The organism is Vibrio sp. 10N.247.311.47 (assembly GCF_041467535.1).
GTDB lineage: Bacteria > Pseudomonadota > Gammaproteobacteria > Enterobacterales > Vibrionaceae > Vibrio > Vibrio crassostreae_C.
The window spans coordinates 39,038-57,304 of sequence record NZ_JBFSUR010000035.1; the positions used below are offsets into that span (position 1 = coordinate 39,038).

Below are 18,267 nucleotides of genomic sequence, written 5' to 3' on the forward strand. Positions count from 1 at the left end.
TACATCGTATTTTCGTTATTGAGCCAACCAGTGTTTCACGTGAAACGCTCGCTCCATCAAAACAAACGCTGAGGTTGACCAAAGTAATACCCTTGCAAGTAATCGACCCCCATGTCTTCAGCAATACGGCACACCTGCTCATTATGAACGAACTCCGCCACCGTCTTAGCATTCAGAATCTGGCATAAGCTCACCAACTGCTGAGCGATCTTGCGCTGCTTTTTATCTTTATCAATATTGCGAATCAAACTGCCATCAAGCTTGATCACCTGTGGTTCTAGCTTCAATATCTCATCAATGTTCGAATAACCCGAACCAAAGTCATCAACAATAATATTCACACCAAGATCGCGGAAGTGATTACACACCTCAATCAAGCGACCGTAATCCTGAATTTGTTCCGTTTCTAACACCTCCAAGCCAATACGCTGTGGGTGACTGATTTTCTTGATCGCTTGTTCAAGGTGAAGAATGGTTTTCTCATTGCTGAAATCTTGTGGCGCTAAATTAATTGAGAACGAATCGGTTCGCTGACTCATAAAATCCAAGGTGCGCGTTATCATCTGACGACTGAGGCGTGTATAGAGATGGGTTCCTTCAATGATTGGCAAGAACTTACCCGGTGCAATTAACTGACCGTCCTCTTCAATTCGAACCAAACACTCGTAGCTCTCTACCTGATGACTGTGTGCTGAAACTATGGGCTGAGAGCACGCCACAATATTCTGATTAAGCACCGCGCGACTCACGCACGACAGCCAACCAAGTTGCTCTTGGCGATGCTTCTCCAATTGAATGAGTGCCTTGGCGCTCACTAGGTGCTTGTTCTGGCTGACAGCGCTGCGCCTCGCATCAATCGCCTTCAACAATAAGTCATCAATAGAGGTAGTCGGGAAATCTCGACGGCTGGCGATACCCGCACAGATAGACACCGACAAGTAATCAATATCGGGTAAACCGGTAGGCTCAAAATTCACATGCTCGGTTTGATCGGCAAATTCCGAGAATCGCTGATGAATATGTTCTTGGCTCGCCCAACTATCAAACACCACCGCCCACTCACCAATACCGATACTGTAGAGCTGACAGCCCTCATCAAAGAACTGCCACAGCGCCTTTTGAAAGTACTCACTCAAATCATGCAGAAGCTTGTCACCTACTCGATAACCATACTTCTCATTGATCTGACCAAAGGTCGTGACCTTCAAAGCTAGTAAGTGGCTATCACTGCTCATCTTCGACAGTTTCTCACGCAGCACACTTCGATTGGGTAAACCTGTACGGTGATCAATTCGATAGCTTGCCGTCAATGCAGTGGCTTGCTGCTGAATCTTACTCGCCATGCTGTTGTTCATGTCATCGACATCAAGCAGTGCATTTCGGATCAATGAAAACAGAGGGGATATGTTGGTCGCGGGTTGCGTCTCTAATGGCAATACCGCCTTACCCTCGCCTTCTCTAAGCGCAAGATAAGTGAGGCTATGGTGCAAGATTCGCTGTTGGCCATTCTCTTGATAAAGTTCTCCCATGCAGTAAACGCCATAGCTGTCGGCCAATTTTTGGAAAACCTCAACCTCTTGGTTGCCATCAATAAAGTCGATACGAGATGTACAGTTATAAATGAAGAACTGTCCTGGCCTATGAGAGGCGATCTGCTGCACGCCCAGTCGTATCTGCTCTAAGGTCAGTGATGGATGGTCATAACAAAACCGGACCTCATCGCCCACTTGGAACAGGCCGCTGAATTCTATCTCTCCACTTTCCGTTACCTTGAGCGGTAAGTGAATGTTTTGCTCTTTCGGGTCACCGACCATCAAGGGAAAGTTATGCAGTTGCTCAAAAGGCACTTCGAGGCCATCAGCGAGGTAACGATTGTAGAGTTCGCGAACAGGCATCCCATCCAGTTCCAACAACCGGTTCTCTTGAGCACCTGTCACTCGAAAAGTTCGACCAATCGGATTCCATTCAGTGTAGTAACCCTTAGCGATGGAGAGCTCAACACTGTGCAGCGCCAACATCACATAGGCATTTTCATAGCAAATGCCGTCTAACATCACCCATCGCCCATTATCTGTGATGGTCGATGCACCGCCACAGATCGGTAATGAATACATCGACTGCTCAAACGCTGAAAATAAATCTCGGTTATTTATCTGCAAGCGGTCTGCGAAACAGATGATGCTTTGAGTATTATCATTGCACTCAAGCTGTTGCCACATAGCGTGGCTATCGAGCAATGGTTGTTCGCTATATTCGACAACACCACAAGAGTAAGACGTCGCGTCAAAGCGGGTAACAATCAGATAAAGACCTTGATGCAGGATGACACCTTGACTAATGTAGTGGTTAGCACTGCAACCAATCAATTTGGCATTGGGAAAAGTCGATTGAATCACTTGGCAGGCAGCCAAAACAGAACCTTTCTCGAAAGACGAAAACACCTGAATCAGTAGGCTTTCATGTTGATGAAAATCTATCTTTTCCAATTCACGTTGGGTTTGCTCAATGTCTTGTATCAGGAGAGAAGTCGACTGCATATTCACATTAATCGTTACGTTAATGATTTATTATTGTGCTTATTATAGATAAGGCTTGCACGGAATACTTGCGATCGCGTTATGAATAATGTGACCTTAGTTAGACATCATTCATTCCGCCAAAAAGCAGTCATTAATGGCGGCGCAGTACTTTTATAGCCAGTCGTTACACAATGCGGGAAGCTTTAACTGCTAAAACAGTCGCTTAGGCTCACCGAAGTAGTAACCCTGCAGATAATCGACACCCATTTGCTCTGCTATCTCACAAACCTGTTGGTTATGGACAAATTCAGCGACCGTTTTGGCATTGAACACTTGGCACAAACGAATCAACTGAGAGGCTATGTTTCTTTGTTTTTGATCTTTGTCGATATTACGAATCAAGCTACCGTCGAGCTTAATGATCTGTGGCTCAAGCTTAATGATTTCCTCGATGTTGGAATAACCAGAGCCAAAGTCATCAACAATGATTCTCGCCCCAAGCGCACGGAAGTGATCACACACCTCAATCATGCGGCCATAATCTTTAATCTGTTCAGACTCGAGAACTTCTAAACCAAGTCGAGTAGGATCGTTCATACCACTGATCGCAGCCTCAAGGACCTCGAGCGTCTTATCGCTCAACAAATCTTGCGGGGATAGGTTGATAGAAAATGGGCTTTGCTTATCCGCCATATAACCTATGGTGTTCTTAATCATGTGTCGGCTGAGGCGAGTGTAAAGGTGCGTGTCGGCAATGATAGGTAAGAACTTACCTGGTGGCACAATGGTACCGTCTGACTCCATGATTCTGACCAAGCACTCTTGGCCAATCATTTCGTGCGTAACCGACTCCACAATCGGCTGGGAATAGGTGATGATGTTCTGATCTAGAATCGCACGACTTACACAACTCAACCAACCGAGTTGCTCTTTGCGGTCCTCTTCGCTCACCTGAATATCTTTGGCATTGGTGATGTGGGTATTGTTACGTACTCCATAGCGTCGAGCTTCGATCGCTTTCAATAAGATCTGGTCACCACTGTCGGTTAAGAAGTCACAACGACTAGCAAAGCCGCCACACAGAGAAACTGACAGGTAATCAATATCAGCCAAACCATATGGCTCAAAATTTATGTGTTCGATGTCATCGGCGAACTCAACGAAACCTTCTTTTATTTTCGTACTACCAACACTAGCATTGAAGATAATCGCCCACTCTCCAACACCAATACTGAATAGCTCTACCTTCACGCGAGGCTCTTTAACCACACGAAGCTGTAATCGCTCGATAAAGTGATTAGACAGATCGAGTAGCAGCTGATCCCCCACTTGATAACCATACTTCTCGTTAACCTGATGGAAGTTGGTTAGCTTTAAGGTCAGCAGATGTTCACTGAACAGAATCGTATTGAGGCGCTCTTTCAGTACGATACGGTTCGGCAAACCAGTACGCGAGTCAATGCGATAGCTTTCGGTTAAGCGACGCGCTTGTTGATGGAGTTTCTTTTCCATCTGAGTATTCATACTGTCGAGATCAGCGACTGCATTTCTGACTAGGTTAAGCAATGGCGACACGGTTGAGCCACACTGAAAGTCTTCGCAATGAAACTCTTTAATCTCGTCAGACTCGCGCATAGCGATATAAGTCAAGCTGTGGTGCAGTATCTCTTGGCGGTCTTCATTACGGTATAGCTCCCCCATGCAGTAGGCACCACATGTATTCACTATCCCTTCAAATGGCTTGAGCTCAAGTTTACTGTCGATAAATTCAAGTCGAGATACGCAGTTATAAATGATCACCGATTCAGGCTGATGCATGGCTAGCATCTCGGCACCGTGGTGCACCTTTTCTGCAGTGAGCGATGGGTGGTTATAACAAAACTGCGCCTCTTCACCGACATGCCAAGGGCTATCAAACTCAATACTGCCATCATCATTAATACGTAGCGGCGTCGAGATACCCTTCTTTCTGCCAAGTTCTCGATAAAGTGGAAAGCTCATCAGTTGACTAAAAGGAAGGTCTTTGCCATCCGCAAGGTAATGTTTGAATACTTCAATAGCCGGCTTGTCGTTCAATGCGTATAAGCGATTTCCGATTGCGTGTGTGACTCGTAGCTTCATCCCAATCGGGTTCCACTCAGAGTACGCGTCCGACCAAACCTTCAATCTTGGGTTAGTCAGAGCCACAGCAACACAGGCGTGCTGGTAGGTTTGCTCGTTATACATAACCCAACGGCCAAATTCATTCTCATGGCACAGTCCACCAGCTATCGGCAAGGCGTAAGGCAAATTTTCAAAAGCGCTATAAATAGGATAATCACGCCCTTCAACCTGATCGCACAAGCTGATGACCGTTTTGGTTTCTTCTGTAAGGCGCAGCTGAAAAGCTAAGTCTTGGCTGTCTTGATTTGGATTGCCGGAAAAAGGCTGGACCGCAGAGGTTAGATGGGTTTCGTTGAACTCACTGATGATGACTAAGGTGCATGCACTTTCAAGGCAATTATCACAGATAACATGACGAGCACTCTGGCCAATTAGCGTCGCATTATTTAAACGATTGAGGGCAACACCCGCGATTTGACGAGCTAGATCTGAAGATTGAGCTGAGAAAATTTGAATAAGGTACTGTTTGCTGTCACACCATTCTCGCTGATCAAATTGAGCTCTAAATAACGCCTCAGTATTTGCGAGAAATGTAAATGTTTGCATGCCAACCCTTGTTCAAAATCGAGTGAAGTAACAACCCGCAACCACTGCTATGACTGAAATGAATCGATAAAAAGTAGTCGCCAATTATCCTAGCCTAATCAGGCTTTTATAGGCGACTAATGTAACAATTCAATAGCATAAATGCGACACAATAAGCTTACCGAGCCATTAAATTAGTCGCATAAGATCGCTAAGTTGGTCTATTTCAACATCAGGGAGCACACTCGCCTTCGGGGAGCGGTATAAATTGGAACCAGTGTCATTAAACCAGCACGCTTGGAAGCCATTTTGCTTGGCTCCATAGACATCCGTTTTGAGGTGATCGCCAACATGAAGAATATTCTCAGCGTCACAACCTAGGTGTTGCTGAGCTTTTTCAAACATATCTGGATAGGGTTTTGCTCTGCCATCAGGGCCGGCTTTAAGGATTAATTGAAAGTACAGCCCTAAGCCAATTTTGTGTGGATCGACATTGCCATTGGTAATCGCAACCAGAGGAATACGTTGGCTAAGTTCAGTCATCACTCGATGCGTTTCTTGAGGGACATCGACTTGATTACGCAACCACAAGGCATGCTCAATGCCCTCTCGAGCCGCTTGCTCTGCTTGCTGCAGAGAGTAACCCAATTGCAGCAAACCACTCTTAATCTGAGTTTCACGCCACACGGTGACATCATGTTTCAAAGCTGGGTTTTCAGATGCGACTTGCTGCTTAATGCCCTGCCACTCTTCAAGCGATAAAGAAGCCGACACTGAGTGCTTTTGATAAAGCCACTGTGCCATCTCTTTCTCAACCTTCATGATCACAGGCCAGTTGTCATACAGGGTGTCATCCAAGTCAAAGGTCATGGCTTTGATGGGCTTTAACCCTCGATAAATTCGCATAGTAAACCCTTTAATCTAATCTTTATTCTTCTTACGAGCTCTCGGGTGAGCCTGATCATAAGCTTGTGCTAAGTGTTGGAAATCTAAGTGGGTATACACTTGGGTCGTCGAGATGTTTTCATGGCCAAGCAACTCTTGCACAGCACGAAGATTTTGGCTCGATTCCAGCACATGCGTTGCAAAGGAGTGACGCAGTTTATGCGGGCTGATGTGGCTCGCGACAGATTGCTTCTTGCCCCACTCTTCCATGCGCTTTTGCACGCTGCGGTGAGAGATACGAGTCCCGAGCTTAGAGACAAACAGCGCGGTTTCACCCGGTGAAGCCAATTCACCACGAACTTTGAGCCATTTATCGACCCACTCTTTAGCTAAACCAGAAAAAGGCGCTTTGCGTTCTTTGTCGCCTTTACCAATCACTCGGATTTCGCCTTGTCGACCCAACACATCTTTCAGATTGATGCCGACCAGTTCTGCCAGTCGTAATCCAGCACCATACATCACCTCCATCATCGCTCGATCACGAATCGACAATGGATCGTCCTCATTCACATCAAGCAGTTGACCCACTTCATCAACATCGAGGTTTTTAGGCAAAGGGCGTTGTTTGCGAGGTGCAGAGACACCTTTGGCTGGATTGGCGGTCATTTCGCCACGCAACACAAGGAAATCAAAGAAGCTGCGCAGTGACGATAAGCGCGTTGCAATGCTGCTCGCTTTCATTCCCTCACGCATGCCTTTACTGGCCAGTTGTCTGACCCACGCCGCATCGACTTGACCCCAATCCTTTAGCCCTAGAGTGACTAAATGACCGGCCATGGTTTCAAGTTGTTGTTTGTAATTACGTTGGGTGTGTAGGCTGAGTCCCTTCTCGCTTCGGAGATATTCATAGAAGCGAGAAAGTGGCTTTTGAAGGCTGTTAGGAAGAGGTATTTTGGGCTCTAGGCTCATTATTTATCTGCCAAGGTAAGGTGTCCGCCAAATGAGCGACAACAAGTGCTAAATGGCGTAAAAAGAGCGTATCCATATGGGGTTGGAAATGTCCGCCATCTTCACTAGAAAAGGCGAGCAAACCCAATGGAGACTGCTTAGCAAGCGGTAGTACTACATAAGAGCCTAGCTCTGGAACTGGATAATCACCAAACAAATCGTGTCTGTCGGCTTTTCTCAAGCGTCCAAGATAAGCATCTTTGCCATTGAAATGGTTAAGCGAAAACTTAGAGTAACCCTCAGCACTCAACTGATAAAAGCCAGATTGCGAAAGAATACGAACATGAGCCTTAAGCCCAAGATCTAACGCTTTTTGTTCAACGGCTTTTATCACCTGCATGAAGTCACTGCATTTCAGCACTTGCGCTTGCAGATCCATAAACTCATAGAAGGTTTTATCGTTATTTGCTGCCAACGACATCAAGCCAGTGATCTCTTCTTCAAGCTCTTCGATTCGATGACGTTGGCGTTTAAGCTGAACCTCAACCAGAGAAACAGCGCCCTGCTCAACGTTATTGATAGCAAGGCGATCAACCAAATCTTTTCGGTCTTGGAAAAAATCTGGGTTATCACGTAAATATTCCGCGACCACTTCTGCGGTGAGTGCGTCGGCTTCAACGTAAGACAAAACCTATCCTTTATTTTTATGAATATATTTGTTTTGGGTCGTTATTAGCAAGAAAGTTGACCATCAAACACATGCGTTGCAGGGCCGGTCATAAACAGAGGTTTACCCGGGCCTTGCCAGCTAATGTGTAAGTCACCGCCTGGTAGACGAACCTTCACATTCTCAGCCAGTAAGCCTTGAGTGATACCCACTGCAACTGCGCCACACGCTCCGCTGCCACATGCCTGAGTTTCACCCGCGCCGCGTTCGTAAACACGTAGACGAACTTCTTCACGGTTAACGACCTGCATAAAGCCAGCATTAACACGCTCAGGGAAACGTTCATGTGATTCAAGTAGTGGGCCTAAGGTGTCCACATCAGCCGTGTCGACGTCATCAACCACGGTAACCACATGTGGGTTACCCATGCTTACCGCACCACAGAATAAGGTGTGTACATCCGTTCTTAGGATATACGTCTTCTCTGGCTGCTTGGCCTTGAATGGAATCTTGCCGGGTTCGAACTCAGGAATGCCCATGTTCACCGTGATCAGGTCATTCTCTTCAATCTTGAGAACCATTTTACCTTTCTTGGTACTCACGTTGATGCTGTACTTATTCGTTAAGCCTTTCATGCGAACGAATCGTGCAAAACAACGTGCACCATTGCCACACTGCTCCACTTCACTGCCATCCGCATTGAATATGCGGTAATGGAAATCAGTTTCTGGATCATAGGGAGCCTCAACCACAAGTAGCTGATCAAAGCCCACGCCAGTGTGACGATCCGCCAAGCGACGGATCAAATCTGGAGAAAAGAAAATATTTTGAGTAATGCAGTCCACGACCATGAAATCATTGCCCAAACCATGCATTTTAGAAAAGTGGAAGTGCATAACGCTTAAAATTACTCCGGAAGAATGTTTTCAAGTTCCCACAGACTCGTAAGCTCTTCACGCTGACGAACCAAGTGAGTTTTATCGCCATCCACCATCACTTCAGCCGCACGCGAACGAGTGTTGTAGTTAGATGACATCGCGAAGCCATAAGCACCCGCTGAACGAACTGCTAGCAGATCACCTTCTTCAAGAACAAGGTCACGATCTTTACCTAGGAAATCGCCTGTCTCACAGATTGGGCCAACCAAATCGTAAGTCACAGTTTCACCCTGACGAGGGCTCACAGGAACAATATCCTGCCAAGCTTGGTAAAGTGCTGGGCGCATTAGATCGTTCATTGCTGCATCGATGATGGCAAAGTTCTTGTGCTCTGTTGGCTTGAGGAACTCGACTTTCGTTAATAATACACCAGCGTTAGCAGCAATCGCTCTTCCAGGCTCGAAAATCAGCTCTAGATCAGAATGATTGTCTAAGCGAGCCAATAAAGCTTTCGCGTAGTCAGAAGGCTGTGGTGGTAATTCATCACGATAAACCACACCCAAGCCGCCACCGACATCAAGGTGTTTGATGTTGATACCGTTAGCACGTAGCTGGTCGATCAGCGCAAGTAGGCGATCGGTTGCATCGATGAAAGGTTCGATATCCGTTAACTGAGAACCAATGTGGCAATCAATACCATGGATAGACAAGTTATCGAGTGTTTTTGCAAACTCATAAACAGCAGGAGCACGGTCGAAAGCGATACCAAACTTGTTATCACGCAGACCTGTAGAGATATAAGGGTGAGTGTTCGCATCAACGTCTGGGTTGATACGCAGTGAAATCGGCGCTTTAACACCAAGCTCACCAGCTACTTTATTCAGTCGCTCTAGTTCTGGTTCAGACTCTACGTTGAAACACTTAATGTTCAACTCAAGCGCACGCTTCATTTCAGCGGCTGTTTTACCGACACCAGAGAATACAACTTTTGCTGGATCGCCACCGGCAGCAACCACACGCTCTAGCTCACCGCCAGAAACGATATCGAAGCCAGAGCCCAAACGAGCCAAAGTATTCAACACGCCAAGGTTTGAGTTAGCTTTAACGGCATAACACACCAAGTGCGGATGCTCACCAACCGATGAATCAAACGCATTCCAGTGGCGTTCTAATGTTGCACGAGAATATACATACAGCGGTGTACCATATTGCTCTGCTAGTTGTGAAAGTGCGACGTCCTCAGCCCAAAGCTGGCCATCTTCCTGATAGTTGAAGTAATCCAAAGTTCTTATCCCTTATAAATAACGATTTCTGCGTGTTTTCACTTATTGTGATTGTTCGGTTTGCTGAACTTCATCAGGATCGTACAAAGGACCCGTTTGACCACAACCAGAAAGTCCAATAACGGACATCATAAATAGAGCAGCAATTAATTTTTTCATTTTGCATATCGTGATTATTAACTCAATGCCCCCTATAATCGCACCACACTCAGGAAAAGCAATAGGATAGAAAGGATGAACGAGACTGAATTTCATCAGCTGGTCGATATACAGATGCAAAACATCGAAGAAGCTATCGATGAATCAGAGGCAGATATTGATTACGAAGTGACTGGTAACGTGATGACGCTGGAGTTTGAGAACCGCAGCCAAATCATCATTAACCGCCAAGAACCAATGAAAGAAATCTGGTTAGCGTCTAAATCTGGTGGCTTTCACTTCAAGCTAGTTGACGACAAGTGGACATGTTCAAAGACGGGCATGGAGCTGTTTGAGATGGTTAAAGAAGAATGCGTGAAGCACGCAGGTGAAGCGATCGATTGGGTCTAATCATTTGTAAGCAAAACTAAAAAGGAGTGAATCAATCACTCCTTTTTTTAAAATCAATCGGGCTTAGTAAGACTAGATGTTAACTATCTTTGAGCTCCGAGAAGCTAAAGTTGCATCGTTACGATAAGGCACAACGTAAGAATTGCCTTCTTCAGGATGAACGATTTGGTAGTATTGAGGTAGGTTAAAGTTAATCAACTTAGACGACATCTTCGACTCATCTTTTACCGATGTGTAGAAAGAATTCACGCTCGCGATCATCTCATCTTTTTCACCGCTGTACTGGTGGTAGACCTCAACTTGGTTCGACTCGTCCAATACATAAATATTGAAGCCTTTGTCGGTATCTTCGAAAAAGAACTGAATCAAGCCCTCACTCGCAAAACCATCCACCACTTCTGGTAGCTGATACTCTTGCTCTTTATCGAGCATCAGTAAAGGTGAGCCTTTGAGCTTATTGGTTGAGATGCTACGGTAGAAATCGACCGAGTTTTCCAACATCTGTACCGACACACCACGACGTTCGAAGAACAGACCAAACATCTTATTAGCTAAACGAATAGCCTTAAAGCGGCGGCGCTTCTCGGGTTCAATCGGTTTCAATCGTAAATCGATACACTCAGCAAGCAGTTGATACACCATGTTACGCATCACACCACGCAGGTTTTTGCTGTAACAGAACACATCAACCGATTCTGGCGGTAAAGCATCTTGGTGCATTTTGCCAAGTACCGTCTTCAGCGCATCCAGCATTGCCGTATCACCTTGGAAATGCAGCGTACGTACTTCATGCCAAGAGTTACGATAAACTAAGTCGACACTGCCGACTAAGCTCTTACCTTCCTCACCAAAGCTGAAGATATCGGCGTTCTTGAGGTCCACTTTTAATGCACGACCACTTAATTCAGACGTCGGGTCATTTTCAAAGTTGATGAACATCGCTAGCTGGCTTATCTCACACGGGCTCGCCAGTGCTTGCATACTTGGGCGACGCTTACGCAAAGAAAACGTATTACGCAGGTCGCTCACCATTTGATAGAACTTATCGATATCGATGTGAGCGTCACGTACCACAGAGTGCAAACGTGTCGACTCGGTAATCAAGCCATTAAAAAACGACCATGCTACCAACTTACTCAAGTACTCATGGTGCTCTAGAGAAGGCTGACCAAGAATGCGGTGTGCAACCAGTGGCTGCTTATACAAGTACCAACCTGCTTTATTCGACTGACCCTGACGAACTTCGATGAAGCTCAAGTCGGGTTCATGCAGATCCGGAGAGATTTGTGGGTTCAGCAGTGTCACTTTACCTGGCAATACCTCAAACGCAGCGTAAAGCTTACGTGCCAAGATACTGATATCTTGTGGGCTGATTGCCGAAGTGATGTCGTTACGACGCGCAAATTGAATCAGATTACGGTAGCTCAGCATCAAGGCATCAAGCAGTGCATGGTGCACCACTTTAACCTGCTCAACCTTCCAGTTACGGCGGTTATCGAGCTCAGCAATGGTTTCATGTCCCCAATTCCAAGACTTAGTCATCTCAGTCAAGGCTTCACGACGCCACGCAACAGAACCAATGCCCGCATCTCGTGACAACTTCTCGTGGGTCTTAAGATAAAAACAGCGCCTCACCAAGTCCAATCGAGTATGGTCGTTAATACGCTCTAGGTAGCGCGTTACCTTCTCAAGCATCAGATAGTAACTATCCATGCCATACAGATCCGGTTCATCCGCGAAGAAGCGACGCTTGGTATCAATACTCAGCAGTTGGGTGTTTGGGTATTCCCATGAATAGGCTTCTAACAGGATCGCCTTCAAAACCGATTTATACGGTGAGTCGATACTCTTATAGAGCTGCCACAGGTTTGAACCAAAGTACTCTTCAGCGGGAATGCGATTCAGCTTGCCGAAATCGATCCACTGCGAGCAATCAAGATAGCCATCCTGACACAAACCTTGAACATACTCGTCGTAACACTCTTCCATTTCTGGCGGAATGATTTGCCACAACAAACGCTGACCAGCCAAACGAACCGCAGAGCGATAAAACTCATCAAGCAATAATAAGTGCTGTGAAGAACCACAGTTATCGCCGGTCATCTCTTCTGAATGGTTCGAACGGAAACGCTCTTCATCCATCAAGAAGAAGTTCGCTTCTACTCCCAAGGTTTCAGCCCAATCGGTAATCAAGAGACACTTGTTGGTTAGGCTATCGCGAGAGGCGCCATCCATATCCGGGGAAACACACACCCAGATATCAAGATCACTTGAAGTGCTTTGACCAATAGAAGAAGTACTACCCATGGTGTACAAGCCAAGGATTGCTGGTTCATCCGTCTCGGTGAGTTTGCCACCCAGCGTTAATTCGGTATCAGAGACAAATTGCTTTTGGAATTCATTAAGCGTGAAGCTACGAATTCCAAAAGGAACTTGTTGGTCATAATAACCAGGCATCATCGGGTGATTGAAGTGAAGCAGTGCGGGAATAAGGTTGAATACTCGCTGGCCTTGCACATTCATCAACGCCAACGCACGATCAATGCGCTGCTGATTTAGATTGTCTAATCGTTGAATCAAAGTTTGAGTGTAAGCCTGCAAGGTAAGTCCTTGGTTTGAGGTTAAGTGCAGTTCTGTTTAGTTACTGAACGAAAGGAGCAACAAAACGTGATCAATTTAACACTTTTACCCTTAATGGTAAAGCAAAGGAACCCGTCATACTGGTCAATTCCTTGATGACAGAAAGTTAAACTCACGGCGCCGTAGTGTCCTCTTTATTGACTATTTCTAATAATAGCCCATGTTTCAAATGAGATACTAATCACACTATTTTGGTGAACTCATGAAAATCTCTCAGCTATCAAAGTATGGAATGATCAAACAGTAAGAATTCTCGCCTCATAATGGTAGGATTAGGCTATTACAGAACCTATATCGGAAACACCATGACAAATTCAGCACCAATCCGTATCGCGACCAGAAAAAGCCCTCTTGCCCTTTGGCAGGCATACTTTGTAAGGGATGCACTGCAAGCTGCTCACCCTGGTTTAGAGGTTGAGTTGGTAACTATGGTGACCAAAGGTGACATCATCCTAGACACTCCGCTTGCTAAAGTGGGTGGTAAAGGACTGTTCGTTAAAGAACTTGAAGTAGCCATGCTAGAAGGTCGTGCTGACCTAGCGGTTCACTCAATGAAAGATGTACCTGTCGACTTCCCTGAAGGTCTAGGTCTGGTAACAATTTGTGAGCGCGAAGATCCGCGTGACGCTTTCGTATCAAACACTTACAACAACATCGACGAACTCCCACAAGGTGCTGTCGTGGGTACGTGCAGTCTGCGTCGCCAATGCCAACTGTTAGAATACCGCCCAGATCTGATCATCAAAGAGCTGCGCGGCAACGTTGGTACTCGTCTAGGTAAACTCGATGATGGTCAATACGATGCGATCGTACTGGCTGCTGCAGGTCTTAAACGTCTAGAGCTAGAAGAGCGTATTCGTAGCTTCATCGAACCAGAGCAGTCTCTCCCTGCTGTTGGCCAAGGCGCTGTTGGTATTGAGTGTCGCCTTGATGACGAGCGTCTGATTAAACTCCTTGAACCACTGAATCATAAAGACACGGCTGATCGTGTACTGTGCGAACGTGCAATGAACCTTACCCTAGAAGGTGGCTGTCAGGTTCCTATCGGCAGCTACTCATTATTAGATGGCGAAAACATCTGGCTACGTGCATTAGTTGGTGAACCGGACGGTTCTAAGATGGTTCGTGGTGAGATCTCTGGCCCTCGCAAAGATGCAGAAGCACTTGGCGTGACTCTGGCAAATCAATTGCTGGATGATGGCGCGAGAGAAATCTTAACCAAGCTCTACGTTGACCAAGAATAATCATGACAGTGTTGGTGACTCGTCCCGGTTCAGAGGGACAATCGCTTTGCCAACAACTAGCGGATGAAGGGGTTCAAGCAATCCATCATCCGCTGATTCGTATCGTGGATAATCCCAACTCTGCGGATTTAAGCACCCAGCTTAATAACAGCGATATCATTATTGCAGTCAGTCACCACGCCGTGGCGGCTGCCCAAAGCATCCTTTCAAAAACCTCATCCATTTGGCCTACTTCGCCGCTTTATCTTGGCGTTGGTCAAAAAACTGCGCACGTTTTAAGCAAAGTCTGTAAACAAAAAGTAAACTATCCTCAAGTTAGTGATAGTGAACATCTTCTTAAACTTACTGAACTTAATGGCGTAGAAAATAAGTCCATTTTGATACTACGTGGTAATGGTGGGCGTGAGCTCATTAGAGATTCTCTACTCAATCGAGGTGCACAAGTCTCTTATTGTGAGACCTACCGTAGAGAATATATTCCTATTAGCGACCACAATACCTATCAAACATGGATAAACAAAAAAACGTCCAAAGTTGTCATCACTAGTCAGGAACAATTGGAGTATCTCTGCTCAATTACCCCTGATGAGTATTTGGCTTGGCTTTCAACAAGACATCTATTTGTCCCAAGCCAGCGCATTGTAGAACGAGCACAACAACTCGGCTTCTCGAATGTGACCAATACTCACAGTGCTACGAACCAAATATTACTGGCTGCTCTCCGGCCCTAGCTAGAAACAGGAAATAAGCATGACAAGCAAAAAAAATAATGAGCATATTGAACCTGAAAAGAAACAAGATACTCAGCCAGTAGTTGTTGAAAACGAAAAAGCTGACTCTACAGAGACAAAACAACCTGAACAGAAGCTTGATGCCTCTGCTTCAAATACCGCTAAAAATGAGCAGCCTCAAGCTGAGCATAAAGAGCAAATAGAGAAAGCAGAAAAGCAAGGTAAGCGCGGTGTCAAACTAGGCGCTATTGCGATCGCTATTTCAATTATCTTCAGTGGCGGTATCGCATTTCAAATGCAGCAAAAGAGCGCTGAATACTCGGCTCAAATAGCCGCTCTTCAAGCACAACTTCAAAATACCCAATCTGCGGTAAATAAAGACCTACAAACCATCAAGCAAGAGACTATCCAAGAAGCCTCACACGCGGTGGAGAAAACTCAGGTCGTGCAATCTCAACAGCAGAAGAGCATTCAAAGCCTGCAGTTAGCAGTGGCTGACGTGAAAGGTCGCCGCCCGAATGACTGGTTACTTGCCGAAGCCGATTACCTTGTGAAACTAGCAGGACGTAAACTGTTCCTCGAGCATGATGCCGTTAGCGCAACCAAGTTAATGGAAAGCGCCGATCAACGTATCGCAGCACTGAATGACCCGAGCTTAGTGTCACTGCGTCAATCAATGACCAATGACATTACCAAGCTTCGCACTATTCCTCTGATCGACCGTGACGGCTTAGTTCTGCGTATCACAAGCTTGCAACAGCAAGTCGATACACTGCCGCTTGCCAATGCGATTCTTCCGGAAGCTGCGGTTGTTGAGAAAAAAGCGGTATCGCAAGATATTAATGATTGGCAGAACAACCTGATGACGTCGATGAAAGACTTCTCAGAAAACTTCATTACCTTCCGTAGTCGTGATGGCGAAGTTATCCCTCTACTCTCTCCTGAACAACACTTCTACCTGCGTGAAAACATCAAAGGTAAATTAGAAACCGCGATTCGCGCCGTCTACAAAGAACAAGGTGAACTCTATAGCGCAGCTCTTAATACCGCTAGCGAGTGGTCGAAAGCGTATCTAAACCAAGATAACAACTCAGTGATTGAATTTGAGAAAGCGATTAAACAGCTAAGTGAACAGAACATCTCTGTGAAATACCCTGTAAAGCTTGAATCTCAAAATGAGTTGTCAGATGTGATACGTGAGCGCCTACGTCGTGAAGTCACCGTTATGACCACGGAGGAAAAATAATGATTCGTTGGATTTTTCTTTTTCTCGTTCTAGGTGCTGGGTTAATTGTTGGTACTCAGTTCTCTGGTCAACAAGGCTACGTTCTGATCTCAATTGCGAATAAGACTATTGAGATGAGCGTGACAACACTGGTTATCTTTGTCATTGCTCTTCTAGCGGCTCTATTCGGCTTAGAGTACCTATTTAAAAAGCTTATGTACGCAAGCTCGACAACTTGGAACTGGTTCAGTGTTCGTAAGCTGAAACGTTCTCGTCGTTATACCAATGAAGGCATTATCAAGCTACTTGAAGGTGACTGGAAAGGCGCTGAGAAGAAAGTAACTCGTTGGGCTAACCATCACGACATGCCTCTACTTTGCTATTTAGTCGCTTCTCAAGCTGCTCATGAACAAGGTAATACGAGTGAGCGTGATAAGTACATCGAACTTGCTAGCCAACAAGAGGACTCTCTACTGGCCGTTGAGCTAACTAAAGCAAAACAGCAAATCAGCGAGTCAAACTACGAAGCTGCATTCGATACACTTTCGACCCTAAAAGGCACATACCCTAATAACACTGCTGTACTTGGCCTGTTAAAAGCCACTTACTTGCAACTGAAGTTATGGCAGCCATTGCTAGAGTTAACTCCTAAATTAGTTAAGAACAAACTTCTAACAGCTGATGAGCAACGTGAATTAGAGCAGAAAGCACAATGTGGGCTACTTCATGATGTGGCACAACAGCAAGGTAGCGAAGGTTTAATCAGCCATTGGAACAAGCTTTCAAGAAAACAGAAACAAAGTTCGCACCTTGTATCCTGCTTTGTGAAGCAACTTATCGCTCGCAAAGCTGACTCAGAAGCCTTCACTGTGATCAAAGAGAACATTGCAAAGAGTGGGTCAAATGAACTCTACATGTTGCTTCCAGAGCTGAACTTATCCGATCACCACCCAGTAGTGGTCATGCTAGAACGTGCAATTAGTAAAGACAGTGGTAATGCCGAAGCACACAGCGCGCTGGCTCAGTTCTACTTAAGAGAGCAGAAGTGGGCGGAAGCACAAAGCCACTTTGAGAAAGCCCTAGCACTTCGTTCAAATGTTTCAGATTACGGATACCTATCTGACGCACTAGAGAAGCAAAACTTAACAAAAGCAGCTCACGAGGTTTCTCGTAAAGCGCTCGCTCTAGTTCAACCCGCTTAACTCTAAGCGACTCAAACTAAGCCGATGTCTAGCATCGGCTTTTTTGTATCTGCTATTTAACCCTAGATAACTTCTACAATAGCTATAAACCAAGCTCATCAAACACTTACCTGCCCAATACCAACTAACCATGAAATTGCTCAACTGGGCTTCTCAAACACACGGAGAACGACTTTAGTTGTGTCTGTACGTAGTTTTACCATTCTTATAAACAAGTCCTTATAAGAGGTTCGAGAGGAGTCATAGAGAAAAGTGATACCTTGAAGTTCAAGAACAAATGGAGATCAGCTTGAGAGAAGGCGTTTAAAGATATTTACCCGCAGACAGATACCCACTTTAAATCACGCTGAATTAACAATTAAATAGACATCAATGTTCCAACTATAAACCGTTATAACCGGGGAGTTCACGTAACTGCCTGTAGATTCATCTATTAAGTAGAAGGGATATAGCAAGAGTTACCGACCAACAAAACCTTGTTATTAGAAACGAGGCATCTTTATCAGCCAGTTCAAATTAGTAGGAGATAGAGCTCTCAAGACGCTCAGGAAAAGTTAATCAACGAACCAATAGCCACAAGTATAAACTTACGTAATCAAGCGCTGCTAGAGAGAGCAGAGCTTAATAATAAGTGTCGGAATATCAGAGCTCGTGATCAACGTAAAGCGCCTCTACAAACTCTGAGACGAATAATAAGACTCATACCAATCCGGAAAATTAACTGATCAGGTCAATCCAATCTCTTGTACACACTTTTGTGACGCGATCTTTGCACTCAAGAAATCCATTCCAAGCGCTACAGACCTTC

14 protein-coding genes are annotated in these 18,267 nt (G+C 45.4%); 5 read left to right on the plus strand and 9 right to left on the minus strand.

What is annotated here, in order from left to right:
* Positions 1 to 56 precede the first annotated feature (56 nt).
* The 8 genes from AB6E51_RS19915 to lptM form a co-directional block, all read right to left on the minus strand.
* Positions 57 to 2,537, minus strand: a complete 2,481-nt coding sequence (locus AB6E51_RS19915) for an EAL domain-containing protein (protein ID WP_372058911.1) — start codon at positions 2,535 to 2,537, stop codon at positions 57 to 59.
* Between the two features lie 192 nt (positions 2,538 to 2,729).
* Positions 2,730 to 5,228, minus strand: a complete 2,499-nt coding sequence (locus AB6E51_RS19920) for an EAL domain-containing protein (RefSeq protein WP_372058912.1) — start codon at positions 5,226 to 5,228, stop codon at positions 2,730 to 2,732.
* 168 nt (positions 5,229 to 5,396) lie between these two features.
* Positions 5,397 to 6,113, minus strand: coding sequence for a 5-amino-6-(5-phospho-D-ribitylamino)uracil phosphatase YigB (gene yigB, locus AB6E51_RS19925; RefSeq protein ID WP_371725446.1), 717 nt, complete (start codon positions 6,111 to 6,113; stop codon positions 5,397 to 5,399).
* Positions 6,114 to 6,128: 15 nt separating this feature from the next.
* The gene (xerC, locus tag AB6E51_RS19930; protein WP_017061015.1) at positions 6,129 to 7,061 is read right to left on the minus strand and encodes a tyrosine recombinase XerC; all 933 of its coding nucleotides are present in this window, start codon (positions 7,059 to 7,061) and stop codon (positions 6,129 to 6,131) included.
* The gene (locus AB6E51_RS19935; RefSeq protein WP_017061014.1) at positions 7,030 to 7,728 is read right to left on the minus strand and encodes a DUF484 family protein; all 699 of its coding nucleotides are present in this window, start codon (positions 7,726 to 7,728) and stop codon (positions 7,030 to 7,032) included. Before AB6E51_RS19935 ends, xerC begins: the two co-directional genes overlap by 32 nt.
* A gap of 44 nt (positions 7,729 to 7,772) precedes the next feature.
* Positions 7,773 to 8,603 (minus strand): diaminopimelate epimerase, encoded by an 831-nt coding sequence (gene dapF / locus AB6E51_RS19940; RefSeq protein WP_017061013.1) that lies wholly within the window; start codon positions 8,601 to 8,603, stop codon positions 7,773 to 7,775.
* An 11-nt stretch (positions 8,604 to 8,614) separates the two neighbouring features.
* Positions 8,615 to 9,868, minus strand: coding sequence for a diaminopimelate decarboxylase (gene lysA / locus AB6E51_RS19945; protein WP_017066756.1), 1,254 nt, complete (start codon positions 9,866 to 9,868; stop codon positions 8,615 to 8,617).
* Positions 9,869 to 9,910: 42 nt separating this feature from the next.
* Entirely contained in the window at positions 9,911 to 10,027 is a 117-nt protein-coding gene (lptM, locus tag AB6E51_RS24545) for an LPS translocon maturation chaperone LptM (RefSeq protein WP_017063757.1), read from the minus strand.
* Between the two features lie 75 nt (positions 10,028 to 10,102).
* Here lptM and cyaY point away from each other — a divergent pair, with 75 nt between their 5' ends.
* Positions 10,103 to 10,417, plus strand: coding sequence for an iron donor protein CyaY (gene cyaY / locus AB6E51_RS19955; protein ID WP_017061010.1), 315 nt, complete (start codon positions 10,103 to 10,105; stop codon positions 10,415 to 10,417).
* Between the two features lie 72 nt (positions 10,418 to 10,489).
* Here the strand turns inward: cyaY and AB6E51_RS19960 are convergent, their stop codons facing one another.
* Positions 10,490 to 13,018, minus strand: coding sequence for a class I adenylate cyclase (locus AB6E51_RS19960; protein WP_017066755.1), 2,529 nt, complete (start codon positions 13,016 to 13,018; stop codon positions 10,490 to 10,492).
* Between the two features lie 344 nt (positions 13,019 to 13,362).
* On the opposite strand from AB6E51_RS19960, the gene hemC reads away from it, so the two are divergent.
* Genes hemC through AB6E51_RS19980 form a run of 4 tightly spaced genes read left to right on the plus strand, consistent with a single transcriptional unit; the run spans position 13,363 to position 17,459 of the window.
* Entirely contained in the window at positions 13,363 to 14,301 is a 939-nt protein-coding gene (gene hemC, locus AB6E51_RS19965; protein ID WP_017061008.1) for a hydroxymethylbilane synthase, read from the plus strand.
* 2 nt (positions 14,302 to 14,303) lie between these two features.
* A complete protein-coding gene (locus AB6E51_RS19970) occupies positions 14,304 to 15,032 on the plus strand; it encodes a uroporphyrinogen-III synthase (protein WP_017061007.1) in 729 nt (242 codons plus the stop codon).
* Between the two features lie 19 nt (positions 15,033 to 15,051).
* Entirely contained in the window at positions 15,052 to 16,278 is a 1,227-nt protein-coding gene (locus AB6E51_RS19975; protein ID WP_017061006.1) for a uroporphyrinogen-III C-methyltransferase, read from the plus strand.
* Entirely contained in the window at positions 16,278 to 17,459 is a 1,182-nt protein-coding gene (locus tag AB6E51_RS19980; protein ID WP_372058914.1) for a heme biosynthesis protein HemY, read from the plus strand. Before AB6E51_RS19975 ends, AB6E51_RS19980 begins: the two co-directional genes overlap by 1 nt.
* Positions 17,460 to 18,267 lie beyond the last annotated feature (808 nt).

Excerpts from the sequence above, each read along its gene's own strand:
- AB6E51_RS19915 (WP_372058911.1), bottom strand. The coding sequence starts at position 2,537 with ATGCAGTCGACTTCTCTCCTGATACAAGACATTGAGCAAACCCAACGT.
- AB6E51_RS19920 (WP_372058912.1), bottom strand. The coding sequence starts at position 5,228 with ATGCAAACATTTACATTTCTCGCAAATACTGAGGCGTTATTTAGAGCT.
- yigB (WP_371725446.1), bottom strand. The coding sequence starts at position 6,113 with ATGCGAATTTATCGAGGGTTAAAGCCCATCAAAGCCATGACCTTTGAC.
- xerC (WP_017061015.1), bottom strand. The coding sequence starts at position 7,061 with ATGAGCCTAGAGCCCAAAATACCTCTTCCTAACAGCCTTCAAAAGCCA.
- dapF (WP_017061013.1), bottom strand. The coding sequence starts at position 8,603 with ATGCACTTCCACTTTTCTAAAATGCATGGTTTGGGCAATGATTTCATG.
- lptM (WP_017063757.1), bottom strand. The coding sequence starts at position 10,027 with ATGAAAAAATTAATTGCTGCTCTATTTATGATGTCCGTTATTGGACTT.
- cyaY (WP_017061010.1), top strand. The coding sequence starts at position 10,103 with ATGAACGAGACTGAATTTCATCAGCTGGTCGATATACAGATGCAAAAC.
- hemC (WP_017061008.1), top strand. The coding sequence starts at position 13,363 with ATGACAAATTCAGCACCAATCCGTATCGCGACCAGAAAAAGCCCTCTT.
- AB6E51_RS19970 (WP_017061007.1), top strand. The coding sequence starts at position 14,304 with ATGACAGTGTTGGTGACTCGTCCCGGTTCAGAGGGACAATCGCTTTGC.
- AB6E51_RS19975 (WP_017061006.1), top strand. The coding sequence starts at position 15,052 with ATGACAAGCAAAAAAAATAATGAGCATATTGAACCTGAAAAGAAACAA.
- AB6E51_RS19980 (WP_372058914.1), top strand. The coding sequence starts at position 16,278 with ATGATTCGTTGGATTTTTCTTTTTCTCGTTCTAGGTGCTGGGTTAATT.